Below are 12,571 nucleotides of genomic sequence, written 5' to 3' on the forward strand. Positions count from 1 at the left end.
GACATTTTTATATCGTTCCTCGTGAAAAAACGCCCTTTTCGAAAAGGGCATACTGCAGCTGCTTTATTTTATCAAAAAGCGAAACGCTCAACAACTAATGTTTGACGATAATAAGAAGCCCCTCGCTCAATTCATGGGCGATGCCATCCAAAATCGCCTCTAAATTGGCGGCGATCTGTTCCATTTCCTCTTTTGTCTGGCAAATAAAGATCGGCGCGCCGCCGGCGACAGTTTCGCCCTTGGTCGTCACAATGGCCAAAATCATTTTTTCATGCGTCATCACCGCCGCCCCCTCTTCGCTTCCAGCGCCGTTTCGCCGGCATGCGGATGGCGCTCTCGAGCACCGGAACGTTTTCAATGACCGCCTTCGCCTTCTCGACATCCTCTACTTGCGGCAAAATAAAAACACCGACGCGCCCGTCATTTAAGTCCCGCTTCGCGAGCGGCACGAGCGCCGGCGTCCCTGAATCGCGATAAATGCCGAGCGCCGTTGATACGTCATGCAAAATCGCCTGCCGCTGCCCGAGGTTGGCGATCGTCGTGCGGGCGTTGAAATTTTTCGGCGTTAAAATAAACCCCATTCCATAGCGCAAAATTTCTTCGCGCCGAGCCGGCAAACCAATGTTCATGATGTAGATGTTGTCAACATACAGCCCTGCCCCTTCAAAATGCGGCTTGACATATTGGACGTCGGCAATGTCTTTCAGCCGGCTTCCGCTCATAAACCGCCGCGCCGCCATCAAGCCAATGATGCTCGCCAAGACAGCCGCCCACACATTCCATACTAAATAGGCAAGCGTTGATAGGAAGGAAACAAAAATCACTAAATAGTTCCGCCCCTCAAACACGATGGCGATCCCTTCAATGTACGTTTTTCCACGCGGCACGAGTTCATACTGGTCCAATTCATTCAACGTATTGCGCTCCATATTGCGCACGTCGCGAAATTGTGAGGCGGCCAAGGCCAAAAATGTGATCGCTGCGAACTCTTTTTCCATAATCGCCGGCACGGCGACCGTTCCCAGGCCGGCGGCAATGGCCCCTAAGGCGATATGGATCGTCCGACCGTGCAAATACGTCGGGTATTGCCGGTAATCGGTGCGCAACAAATAAAGCCGCGTCAACACCCCAGCGGCAACACCGTATAAAATCGGAAACGTGTATTCGTTCACGGCTGCCTCATCCTCCTTACAGGCCGTTTTTCCTCAAGCTGCAGCGAGAGGAAGCGGATCGATTCCCAAACGAGCAAGCACGACGCACTGATCGACATTGCATCCAAAAATGAAAATGCCCCGATCACATCATCCGGTGTCATGCGGGAAACAGCCATGGCATACACGATTTCCCCTTGGCATCCGCCGAGCGCCAGACAAAGAAGGCGGGCTGTTGCATCGCGGTGAAACAAGGCGCTGACGAAAGCGAGCCACCAGCCAAGCATCCATTGGCCGTCAAGCCAAATCCAGACCGGATCAAACAAGGCAAGCAGACGAAAAGCGGCATAGGCAAACGCCAAGCCGGTCGCTGACAGCGCCATCCGCAGCCATCCGCATGGCCGCTGTGTGACCGCCACGTAACAAGAGGAGAAAAAAAGCACAAAAAAGGACGCCCCCATCTGAATAGGACTGATCTTCACCGTTATGGAAGCCGAACTGATCATGAATAGCGAAAACGCAGCCAGCTTCGTCCGCTCGACGGTCTTTTTCATCAAAAATGTCGCTACAATCCATAACGCCCAAAAAAAGAAATAAAAATAGACTCCTTCCATCTTTTCCACTCCTTATTATGTCCATTATGTCATCTTTTATGAACGTTCATTCCCGCATAGAAAAAACAGCTTTCGTTCATAGTAAAAATGATCGCTGTACCGAAGCAGAAAGGAGCCATGATGAAATGGGAAAAGATCGACAGGAAAAAAAGCTGAAGCAATCGCGGCGCGTCGAGTCAGACCGCGACCAGTCCCTCTCCTATAAAGGAGCGGCTCGGCTCGACACGCCGGACGAAGCGCGGGAACGAAACAGCCATTGAGAAAAAACGGCTCTTATCTTCCCTTGCGGCCGCCCTTGTCCGGACGCGAGCAACAGCGGCAGAATTCCACTGCAAAGTTCGAATCGGAGCAAGCTTGTTTTAGGCAGGAGCCTTCTTGTTTCTGTACACCGTCCTTAGGACAGCGCTTGGATCGATCACCTAGCGAAGAGGATCGCTGTCATATATAAAAGCTAGCCGTGTTTTTTTGCGGCTAGCTTTCCATTTGTGCGCCAACACCATTCAGAAACGAGAACAAATGATGTTCCCTATTTTTCAAGTATTTCCCCTAAAGGTCGAAACAGAGCGTGAATCATTTGTGACGGGCCTGGCAGATCCGGATTGATGATCAACATGACGGCCAACACGGCGCCTAAGCAAAGCAGAACAGCGACTGCCGTTTTTTCTCTTTTTTGCGCCTTTCCGAGCCGCGACCACTCATACCACCAAATCAGTCCGACAATCAGCAGCATTCCTAGGATCAGCCAAGCGTTCATTTTTTCACCTCTGGTTCCGGCACGCCTTGCGGAGAGAAATTCATTCCCGGCCTGCGCACTTTCACTGTGATGTTCAGCTCAACAGGCAGGTTGGGGAAAATATCCTCCCAGCGTGGTTTCATGCGGTGCCATTGATGTGGATATTTTTTGTAAAACGCATCAGCAAAGCCGAACACATCAATTTTCATTTCTTTCTGCACGCTGTTCAAGACCTCCCGCATCCGCCGGCTAATATCCTTCTCCAGCTGCGCTTTGATCCTTTGAATGTTCTTGGCGCTTAATAAGTCCAACTTCGTTCCGTTGAGGATGATGTCGTCTTCCGTTGTCACCTTGATGGTCATTTTCCACCTTCCTTGCTCGTATTTCGGCATGAGAACGGTGCGCGAACGAATCATCCTCGAGGTGATGTTCCCTTGCTCCCCTTTGACGGCCACGGTAATATGCGCTTGCTCGATTTCATTTCGAATCCATAACAAGCCGCGAGTGAGATAGTCGTCAATTTGGCCGACCATTTGATCTTTTTTAAAAATGGCGGTTCCATAAATAAAGGGCATCGTTTGAATTGGTTTTTTCCCTTTTTCCGGCGGCAGCACTTTGACCATGGGAAGCACGATGGTTTGCGCCTCGCTGCTTAGCATTTGCAGCGTTTCTTTCACCGTTTTCTTCAGCAGTGTTCTTGATTCCGCCAATTCCCGCAACGCTTCTGATGAACTTTGCTCGATGATCGGAACCAATTGCAGCACGCTCTTCGCCGTGCCTTGGCTGACAAAGACATTGGACCGAATCCGGGTTTGCGGGTGGCGGGCGAGAAAATCAAGATGTTCGCGAATGCCCGCCTTCGCTGCTTTTTCGCCAAACACAATGACCTTCGTATGTCCCCAAAACAGGCGGCGGGACAGCCGCTCCTGCAGCTGGGCGATGGCATCCCCAATCGTCACGCCTGTTCCCGAACGCACGATCGTCTCTCCCTCGTTGCTGCTGCCTCCTCCCCCTAGCATCTGTCCCCCGATTGTCCGCGGCACCGCGATCTCTACGGTCATCCTGATCTTCCCTTGTTCCGTCCGATCAATGCCAATTCCGAGCACGAGCGCGAGATCATTGACCTCCTCGCGATCCCAGCACCCACAAAGCAGGGCAAAATGGGCAATCATAAAGAGAAAGGAAACCATCAGTCTCCATTGTTTCCAGGCGATCATGTCGGTTCATCCTTTTTCGCTCAATGATAAGGGGCTTTACTACTTCCCGTGTTCCTGCAAAACAGCGTCAGATGATGAAACGGCCCGCTTCCTCCATTTAGCAATAAGCAGCAGAAGCGACGGAAGAATGATTTGGACAAACATCAAATAAAAGGGGCCGGTCGTGGCGACAAAATGGGTCAATTCCATTAAATCCCGCGTCGCCCAAATGGACATGAACAACAAAATCCATCCAACCGGAAACACAAGCGGCTGGTAATGTTCCAGATTCAGCCATTTAGCCATGGCTACGGCTATGGCATAATAAAAGACAGAAATCTTTAAAAAAACGCCAACCACCCAAAGCGCCATGACCACAGCTTCAAGGTGTTCCAAAAAATCAGCAATACTGATGTAGCGAACGATAGTCATCACCGGATACACAAAATGGGCGGTAATCGCTCCAAACACCAACAGGGTGACCAAATTAGTCATAAGCAAGGTCAAAGCAATGAACACAACGGCCATGTTCCCCCACTTCGGCCCGTTATGTTGATCAATGACATAAGGAAGCAAAAAAGCCATCAAAAAGCATTCGCTGAACCAGCCTTGCGGAATCACCGATCCCATAATCGACGGCATGACCCCTTTTTCCATGATCGGCAGCATATTTCTCAAGTCGATATCCGGAAGCAACAAAATGACGATCATCATCAGCAGCATAATGACAAACGGAACCAGCAATTGCGCGAGCTGTCCCAACACGTTAAGCCCGCTGCGAACCGCCACGGCGCAGACAAACACCATGCTTCCCATCACAACGCTGATGGGCGTGCGAAACAAAAAGTTGCCCACGACAAACTCTCCATACTCGCGAATAATAATTCCCGTTACATGGAAATAGAAAAACAACCAAATCAATCCGATCAATTTCCCCAAAAACTGGCCAACAATGTCCACGCTGTATTCGATCGGCGTTTTTTTCGGGTAGAGGCGATGCAGCCGCACCGTGATGTACACGGCCAAAAAGCCGGCAAGCGACGCCCACAGCGGCGAAATCCACATATCTTGTTTCGCATGGTGGGCCGTCACTCCCGGAACGATCAAAATAGCGGTGGCGATAACAGTCGGGTAGAGAAGAAACATCATTTGGACGGACGTGATTTTTTCCTTTTCCACCGTCTTTTTCACTCCTTTGCCGTCTGTTGGCTGCGCCGCTCATTCACGCGCGAATCGGCGTTTGCTTTCCACCACGGAGTGCGGATCAGCGCGTCATCCATATGATGGCCGGCGTTGGGAACATGCACTGAAAGATACGGAACGCCAAGCGAACGAAGAGACGCCATATGAGTCAGGATCAGAAGCAGCCCAAGCATAATGCCCAGCAGCCCTAACGATCCGGCCAAAATCATCATCGGAAAGCGCAGCATGCGCAGCGCGATGGCCGCAGTAAAACGCGGAAACATAAACGATGCGATGCCCGTCAGCGCCACCACCATGATCATCGGTGCGGAGACAAGGCCGGCCTGAACAGCTGCCTGGCCGATGACAAGCGCGCCAACGATGCTGACGGCTGCCCCCGCCTGTTTGGGAAGCCGCACACCGGCTTCACGCAGCGCTTCAAAAACGATTTCCATGATCAAGGCTTCGACAAACGCCGGGAAAGGAACGCGCTCCCTTGACGCAGCGACGGTTAATAAAAGGGTCGTTGGAATCATTTCTTGGTGAAAGGTCAAAATAGCGATGTACGCCGATGGCAGCAAGAGCGACACTAATAAAAACAAATACCGGAGCAGGCGGATCAGCGTGCTGATCAATGAACGTTGATAGTAATCTTCGCTCGACTGCATCAACGAATAAAACGACACCGGCATCACAAGCACAAACGGAGTGCCGTCTTGCACAATGACAATGCGCCCTTCAAGCAAACTGGCCACCGCCACATCGGGCCGTTCGGTATTCAACACTTGCGGAAACGGGGAGTACGGGTGGTCTTGGATGATCTCCTCGATATACCCTGTTTCCAGCACGCCGTCCAATTCCACGCGCCGGAGCCGCTGTTCGATTTCAGCGACCAACGCCGGCGCAGCCACGCCCTCTATATAACAAACAGCGACTTCCGTTTTCGTATACTTGCCTAAAGCGATCGCTTTGGCTTTCAGCCGTGGACTGCGGATTCGGCGCCGCAGTAAGGAGAGATTGGTTTCGAGCGATTCAATAAATCCTTCGCGCGGCCCCCTGATTCCCGATTCCGCCACCGGTTCTTCAATCGCCCGCTTTTCCCATTTGGACAAGCCGAGGGCAACCCCTTCGCTTTGCCCGTCGACAAGCAGCACCGCATTCCCCTCTGCAAGATGCTCAATGCACTGCGCTACCGTCTGCGCCCGATATACTTTCGAGACAGGCAGTCGCTGTTCGACAAAGCGCTTCATGTCAACGAGCTGTTCAGCCGGCGGCATGCCGTTTTCATCGACCCAACCATGCCCCATCAACGGCTCAAGCACATGTTCATGAATTTCTTCGATATTCGCCAATCCGTTGATATAAATGATCACCGCATCAGTGTCAGCAAACATTTGAAACTTTCGAAAGACGACATCCATACAATCCTGATAAATCGTTTTGATTTTCTCTACGTTTTCATTGAGATCGACCGTTAGAAGCTCTTGCTGCTCTTCCTCCTTGTCTTCTATGGGAAGCGGCTGATTGTTTCTCCTCCGCGTTGGCAAAAACGGCATGTCCTTCCCTCCTTACCATCCTAATACGTAAGGTTTCCGTTTTAACGGTAAAATATGAGTTTTCTGCCTACTGTTTCTTCATTGCAATGAATCAAGCAAAAAAGCTCCCTCCGACCCGATGGAGGAAACCATCGGGCAAAAGGGAGCTTTCGCTTTGTTTTGCCAGCTAGTTGATTTTGCGGCTCTGCATTATTTTAATTTTTTCAGCTGCTCGCCGATCACTTCACCGAGCTGGAAACCACGCGCTTCCGACGTTCTTGTATATTGGCTGTAGTCCTCAGCCGGCGCAGCCGCCTCTTCCTCAAGCAGCGCGCGGATGCTGAGGGAAAGGCGGTGATCCGCCTCGTTGACGTCGAGCACTTTCGCCTTTACTTCATCGCCTTCTTTCAGCACTTCATGCGGCGAGCCGATGCGGCGGTTGGCGATTTGCGACACATGCACCAACCCTTCGACGCCTGGGAAGACTTCCACAAACGCGCCGAACGAAGCGAGTCGTTTCACCGTCCCGGTGACGACATCACCCGGTTTCACTTTTTCGCTGAGGCCTTCCCATGGGCCCGGCAGCGCTTCTTTGATCGACAGCGACAGGCGCCCGTTCTCCGGATCGACGGCCAACACTTTCACTTTCACCGCATCGCCTTCTTTCACCACTTCCGACGGATGAGCGACGCGCGTATGGGAAAGTTGGGAAATATGTACGAGCCCGTCAAACCCGCCGACATCGACAAAGACGCCGAAATCGGCAATGCGGCGGACGACGCCATCCAACACTTGCCCCGGCTCAAGGCGGGAGAGCAGCTCTTTTTGCTGTCGCGCTTGTTCTTCCTCAACGACCGCCCGATGCGACAAAATGACGCGGTTTTTCTCACGATCAAGCTCGACGACTTTCACGGCGAGCGTTTTTCCTTTATAATCGGAAAAATCTTCGACGTAATGCGGCTCGACAAGCGACGCCGGGATGAAGCCGCGCACTCCGACGTCGGCGACAAGACCGCCTTTGACGATGTCTTTAATGACCGTTTCAAATGTTTCGCCGCTTGCAAATTTGCGCTCAAGATCTTCCCAAGCCCGCTCGGCGTCCACCGCTCTTTTCGATAAAATGAGCAACCCTTCTTCCCCGTCTTTTCCTTCTTCCACTTTCTTGACTTTGGCCGTCACTTCATCGCCGACAGCGACGGCATCGCTCGGTTTTTCAATATGCAAGTTCGACAGCTCGCTGATCGGAATGATGCCGCTTTGCTTGCTGTTTTCCACCTCGACCAGCACTTGCTTGTCCTCAAGCTTCACCACTTTGCCGCGGACGATATCGCCCACTTCATACACATTGACTTGCACATTCATCTCTTCTGTCATCGCAAAAACCCTCCTTCATCGACTGACAACTGTCAAAAGCGCGCCTCGCGCCGAGGCCGCGGCCGGCTGTCGGCAAAATAAGGACGCTTTTCTAATTAGTATACCATATTTTCTCAATCAACATGTACTATAATGCTCATTAAGACGGTGGAAGGGATGCCTTGAACAGCATGTTCCTTTCATGTTCGCTGATGCTCTTCGAGGAGCCGGCGGATATGATCCATAATGTAATCGGCCGCTTCTTCCGGGCTCGCTTTCCGCGCGCGCAGCGGCGCCATATCGATCGGCGCTCCGTACACAACCTTAAGCGGCACAAACGGACGGTACGGGCCGACAATGGCGCACGGGACAACGGCGGCCTCGGTGCGCAAAGCGAAAAAGCCAACGCCGGGCAACGCCTTTTTCAGCCGGCCGTCTTTGCTGCGCGTCCCTTCCGGAAAAATGCCGAGCACTTCGCCTTGCTTCAGCACCTCAAGCCCCGTGCGCAGCGCCTGGCGGTCGTTCATGCCGCGCTTGACCGGAAAGGCATGCAAGCTTTTGACGAGCGTTTTCACGACCGGAGCACGAAACAGCTCTTCTTTCGCCATAAACCGAATCGGCCGCGGCGCCGTAATGCCGATGACCGGCGGATCTAGGTTGCTGATATGGTTGGCGCAAAGAAGCACGCCGCCTTCCTTTGGAAATTGTTCAATCCCGATCGTTTGAATGCGGTAAAAAGGGGTGAGCACTCCCTTGACGATCCCCTTGGCGAATGAATAAAAGTCCACCGTCATCCAATCCTTTCGTTGACAATCTCCATAATCCGCTCCACCACTTCCTCAACCGACAGCGATGTCGTATCGATTTCCACCGCATCCGGCGCCTTGCGAAGCGGCGCTGTCTCCCGTTCCGAATCGAGCCGGTCGCGGCGGGCGATCTCTTCTTTCAGCTTTTCAAGATCGGATGGAAAGCCGCGCGCGAGATTTTCCTCATGCCGGCGCCGCGCCCGCTCCTCGACCGAAGCTTTCAGGAAAATTTTTACTTCGGCGTTTGGCAGCACATGCGTTCCGATATCGCGCCCGTCCATGACGACGCCGCCCCCTTCCGCCAAGGCGCGTTGGCGGGCGACCATCTCCTCGCGCACAAGCGGATGCTTCGCAACAAGCGACACCGCATTCGTCACCGCCTCACCGCGGATGATGTCGGTCACATCGTCGCCATTGACTAGGACGATCTGTCCATGCGGCGACGGTTTCAACTCAATCGATGTATCGCGAAGCAGCGACAGGAGCGCCTGCTCATCATGGATGTCGACGCCGCATGCAAGCGCCCGGTACGTCAGCGCGCGATACATGGCGCCGGTATCGATGTATACGTAGGAAAGCCGCTCAGCGATCCGTTTGGCGACCGTGCTTTTCCCCGCCGCGGCGGGTCCGTCGATTGCGATGCTGATTCGTCGTTTCATCATTTCCTCCTAGCTTTACCGAAAATCGCTTGATGAGTGCACAAAGAAAAATGCAGGAAAACCCTGCATGTCTCCATGTTCATTGTACCATATCCGCCGTCAACGGTCGACGGCCGTTTCAACTGTTTTCGTTTTTTCTGGCTTGGCTACACCTTCGTATTCATACACCTTGCCGATATACAACGCCGCTGGCGTGTACAACACAAGCCATTGGGCGATCAACAGGCAAATCGTCTGGATGACGACAAGCTTCCACAACAGCTGTTCGATCCGTTTCATGGCGCAAGCCTCCTGCTTTCCCATTTTTTCTAGCAGTATTCCACGCGCCCAGCTCATTTATTCTGTTCGTTCTCCCATTTTCTCTCCTCAAGCTGCCGTTCAAAGCTGTAGCGAATGAGCCGAACGCGGTCTTGGGGGGCGAGGTTTGTGAACTCCACCGACATTTTCGCCATGCCGCGTTCGTCATCAGCCATGCGCACAATCGACGCCTTCGTTTGCACGTAATGGTATTCGCCGGAGCGCATCGCCAACACGAGCCAAAGCTCGACCGCCATGCCGGGGCGAAGAAGCGGAGCGTGCGCCGGCGGCACAAGGAGGGCGGCGCCGCCGGCGCTGATATCCACCGTCATCGTCACAAACGGAGCGAACTCGCTGTCAGACGGATGGACGGCCGCATCGACATTGGCTTTCACCCGTACATAACGGCGGCGCTGGATGCGCACGACGTATTCCTCGCCCGGGTAAGCCAAGACGACCATCGGCAACGGATCGCGGATTTTCCCCTTCACTTCGGTATCAAAGATGTATAAACCGCCGTCTTGCCCGACAAAAGTCGCTTTAAACTGCATCCCGTTCAACAAATAGACGGTTTTTCCGCTCTGTTCATCGATCGGATAGCTGATATGAACCGCCCCGTCAGCAACAGCGAGCGCTTTGCTTCGGTATTGCCGCGCTGAGCCGTCCGACGGCTCAAGCCGGATCGAATCTCCGATTTTGATCATCATGTTTCCTTTTCTCCTTTTCAGTCAGCTGCCGAACCGGCGATCGTTTCGCTGACCCGCATGATGTCCCATGACGATTATACCATACCGCCCGACTGCCTTTGACCAAAAAAAGAGGAAAAGCCGACAGCGCCAGCTTTTCCTCCCTTGTTTTCATCTGTAATTCGGCTCCACGCTTTCGAGCTTCTCGACTTTTTCTTCAAGGCCGGTTGCGGCGTTAATGAACAGTTGATACGTTTCATCGCCAAGCGTTCCTAAAAACTCATAGCAAAGCACCGGTTTTTGCAAATCGTTCATAATGACCGCCTGGCGCTCTTCCATCACTTTCAAATGTGGGTTTAACTTTTTCTTCGCCGCCTCGACGGTGAGCGTCGGTTTGGGCAACGGACGCGGAATGGACGATGACAAATAGTCGCGCGCCGTAAAGCCGACGACATAGCCGTTGTCAAGCGCCACTTTCATTTGGATCGCTTCCGGGTAAATGCGGACGCCGTTTTCGCTTTTGACAAATGTCAGCACGGCGACATTATCGTATTGCGTGCTGTCGTACAACTCAAAGCCGGTGAATTGATGCCGTCGCAAAAACGCCATCCCACGGTTGGCCGCCTCATGCAAGCTGATCTTCGGCTTGCCGATTGGCCGGCTGTTTAACGCCCAAATCGGATATCCGCCGTTTTTCGTCACATCCATATAAATGTCGCCCTTTGTTTTCGGATCGTGAATCGTTAAACTGTAAAAACGCTCATCCGCCCCATTGCCGCTGTCCGTCACCTTGATTTTCTCTGTTCCTTTTAAGCCGAGAAACTCGCGGGCGATCCGTTTCGCCTCGTCTTTGGAAATCGGGCGCCCTTTCGCGCGGACAAAGCCTTTTTCCTCGTTGGCGAGGCCGATGAACGACGGGCCGAACTCGGACGAACTTGAGAATGTATCAACATTTTTCTCCACCGCTTTTAAGCCGTCAATAATGATGTTGTCGCCTTTCTCGTCGTTCGTCGCCAGCGCCAGTTCGACGTCCATCCAGCGCAAATTGTTTTCTAAGACTAAATGCTGCACGTTGCGCAACTCTTGGCGGATCGCGCCGGCGCTTTTGTACAACGCCTCGAGCGTCTTGTACTCTTCCTCCGTCAACGGCTCTTTTTCCAAATCGCGCACGGCCGTCCGGTAGCTGAACTCGCCGATTTTCGATAAAAACTCTTGCGTCTTGTTAAACGGCAAAAGTGACAGCGGCAGCTGGCCGACGTCGGAATGGGCTTCAGACGCGATTTTCCACACTTCGGCGAGCGCCGGCGACAACGAGGCGTGCGAATTCATCGCCAGCGTCGCTCCAAGCTTGTCATGCAGCAAATCGATCTGGTAGGCCAAATCGTGGAACGCGCGCTGGTAATTGTTTTCCGCATGAATTAAGATCGCGTTTTTTTCCTGATGCTCGCGGTAGCCCCAGTAACCAGTGCCGACGACAGCGATGACAAGCGCCGCAATCAGTAAGTTTCGCACCATCTCGTCTCCCTCCTGTTATTTGCAGAAAATATGGTTTCCAATCCGCTTGATTTGCGGGCGGCTCCAAATCCAAGCGCTCGTCGCCGTGGCCGGGTTAAAGTAGTAAATCGCTCCGCCGGTCGGATCCCAGCCGTTGATCGCATCAAGCACCGCTTTTTTCGCCGTTTCATTCGGCGTCAGCCAAATTTGCCCATCGGCGACCGCTGTGAATGCACCGGGCTGAAAAATGACCCCAGCAACCGTATCCGGGAATGACGGATGCTTCAGCCGATTTAAAATAACGGCGGCAACCGCTACTTGCCCGATGTACGGCTCCCCGCGCGCTTCCCCGTAAACGGCGTTGGCCATCAGCCGAATATCGTTTTGCGAAAACCCTTTCGGCACGTTCGACGCCGTCGTTTTCGCCGCCCGCACTGAACCCGCTGAACCGCCGCGTTTTTTCACCTGCTGGCTGAGCGGAATGCCGCCGTAATGGGTGAAATCGTTCCCTTGGCGAATTTGCTCTTTCACAAACTGCTCGTAATATTTTGAAGCGTTCACAAGCTTCCGTTTCGTCTCCGATCCGGCTAGTCCATCGACCGGCAAGCCGTATTCGTATTGGAAATTGCGCAGCGCCCAATACGTGCGCCAGCCAAACACACCGTCAATTTTGCCGTTGTAAAACCCAAGGTATTGCAGCCGCGCCTGCAGCTCAATGACATCATCGCCCACCGCTCCGCGCTGAATCACTTGCGGGGAAAACGCTGAAGCATGGCCTGATGGGTACATGCATGTCCAAACAGCCAATGCGATGAATAGGACCCATTTCCTTGCCATATGTGAACCTCCCGTCAACACTCACCGT

At 53.0% G+C, this 12,571-nt stretch carries 15 protein-coding genes; 1 reads left to right on the forward strand and 14 read right to left on the reverse strand.

The window, feature by feature from the left end:
* Nucleotides 1–94: 94 nt before the first annotated feature.
* Genes ETC05_RS08945 through ETC05_RS08955 form a run of 3 tightly spaced genes read right to left on the reverse strand, consistent with a single transcriptional unit; the run spans nt 95 to nt 1,765 of the window.
* Complete coding sequence (locus ETC05_RS08945) at nt 95–280, reverse strand: capping complex subunit for YIEGIA (RefSeq protein WP_031408662.1); 186 nt, start codon at nt 278–280, stop codon at nt 95–97.
* Nucleotides 270–1,172 (reverse strand): YIEGIA family protein, encoded by a 903-nt coding sequence (locus ETC05_RS08950; protein WP_031408660.1) that lies wholly within the window; start codon nt 1,170–1,172, stop codon nt 270–272. Before ETC05_RS08950 ends, ETC05_RS08945 begins: the two co-directional genes overlap by 11 nt.
* The gene (locus tag ETC05_RS08955; RefSeq protein ID WP_031408658.1) at nt 1,169–1,765 is read right to left on the reverse strand and encodes a YphA family membrane protein; all 597 of its coding nucleotides are present in this window, start codon (nt 1,763–1,765) and stop codon (nt 1,169–1,171) included. Before ETC05_RS08955 ends, ETC05_RS08950 begins: the two co-directional genes overlap by 4 nt.
* A 125-nt stretch (nt 1,766–1,890) precedes the next feature.
* Here ETC05_RS08955 and ETC05_RS08960 point away from each other — a divergent pair, with 125 nt between their 5' ends.
* Complete coding sequence (locus ETC05_RS08960; protein ID WP_071880184.1) at nt 1,891–2,025, forward strand: YpzI family protein; 135 nt, start codon at nt 1,891–1,893, stop codon at nt 2,023–2,025.
* A gap of 266 nt (nt 2,026–2,291) precedes the next feature.
* Here ETC05_RS08960 and ETC05_RS08965 read toward each other — a convergent pair whose 3' ends face one another.
* The 11 genes from ETC05_RS08965 to sleB all read right to left on the reverse strand — a co-directional run bounded on the left by ETC05_RS08965 (nt 2,292) and on the right by sleB (nt 12,543).
* Complete coding sequence (locus ETC05_RS08965) at nt 2,292–2,519, reverse strand: hypothetical protein (protein ID WP_171660855.1); 228 nt, start codon at nt 2,517–2,519, stop codon at nt 2,292–2,294.
* Nucleotides 2,516–3,715: a Ger(x)C family spore germination protein gene (locus ETC05_RS08970; protein ID WP_253263986.1), complete on the reverse strand. Its 1,200-nt coding sequence runs from the start codon at nt 3,713–3,715 to the stop codon at nt 2,516–2,518. The genes ETC05_RS08965 and ETC05_RS08970 overlap by 4 nt, the downstream gene beginning before the upstream one ends.
* A gap of 39 nt (nt 3,716–3,754) precedes the next feature.
* Nucleotides 3,755–4,873, reverse strand: a complete 1,119-nt coding sequence (locus ETC05_RS08975) for a GerAB/ArcD/ProY family transporter (protein ID WP_171660856.1) — start codon at nt 4,871–4,873, stop codon at nt 3,755–3,757.
* A gap of 8 nt (nt 4,874–4,881) precedes the next feature.
* Nucleotides 4,882–6,432, reverse strand: coding sequence for a spore germination protein (locus ETC05_RS08980; protein ID WP_171660857.1), 1,551 nt, complete (start codon nt 6,430–6,432; stop codon nt 4,882–4,884).
* A 189-nt stretch (nt 6,433–6,621) separates the two neighbouring features.
* Nucleotides 6,622–7,785: a 30S ribosomal protein S1 gene (rpsA, locus tag ETC05_RS08985; protein ID WP_031408647.1), complete on the reverse strand. Its 1,164-nt coding sequence runs from the start codon at nt 7,783–7,785 to the stop codon at nt 6,622–6,624.
* A gap of 179 nt (nt 7,786–7,964) precedes the next feature.
* Nucleotides 7,965–8,558, reverse strand: coding sequence for a lysophospholipid acyltransferase family protein (locus ETC05_RS08990; protein ID WP_171660858.1), 594 nt, complete (start codon nt 8,556–8,558; stop codon nt 7,965–7,967).
* Entirely contained in the window at nt 8,555–9,229 is a 675-nt protein-coding gene (gene cmk / locus ETC05_RS08995) for a (d)CMP kinase (protein WP_011231711.1), read from the reverse strand. The genes ETC05_RS08990 and cmk overlap by 4 nt, the downstream gene beginning before the upstream one ends.
* 99 nt (nt 9,230–9,328) lie before the next feature.
* On the reverse strand, nt 9,329–9,508 hold the full coding sequence (locus tag ETC05_RS09000; protein ID WP_011231712.1) for a YpfB family protein: 180 nt from the start codon (nt 9,506–9,508) through the stop codon (nt 9,329–9,331).
* 53 nt (nt 9,509–9,561) lie between these two features.
* The gene (locus ETC05_RS09005) at nt 9,562–10,230 is read right to left on the reverse strand and encodes a flagellar brake protein (RefSeq protein ID WP_171660892.1); all 669 of its coding nucleotides are present in this window, start codon (nt 10,228–10,230) and stop codon (nt 9,562–9,564) included.
* Nucleotides 10,231–10,383: 153 nt separating this feature from the next.
* Nucleotides 10,384–11,727 (reverse strand): germination protein YpeB, encoded by a 1,344-nt coding sequence (ypeB, locus tag ETC05_RS09010; RefSeq protein ID WP_171660859.1) that lies wholly within the window; start codon nt 11,725–11,727, stop codon nt 10,384–10,386.
* A gap of 15 nt (nt 11,728–11,742) precedes the next feature.
* Nucleotides 11,743–12,543, reverse strand: a complete 801-nt coding sequence (gene sleB, locus ETC05_RS09015; RefSeq protein ID WP_031408636.1) for a spore cortex-lytic enzyme — start codon at nt 12,541–12,543, stop codon at nt 11,743–11,745.
* Nucleotides 12,544–12,571: the final 28 nt, after the last annotated feature.

The organism is Geobacillus sp. BMUD (assembly GCF_013096845.1).
In the GTDB taxonomy this organism is placed as follows: Bacteria; Bacillota; Bacilli; order Bacillales; family Anoxybacillaceae; genus Geobacillus; species Geobacillus vulcani.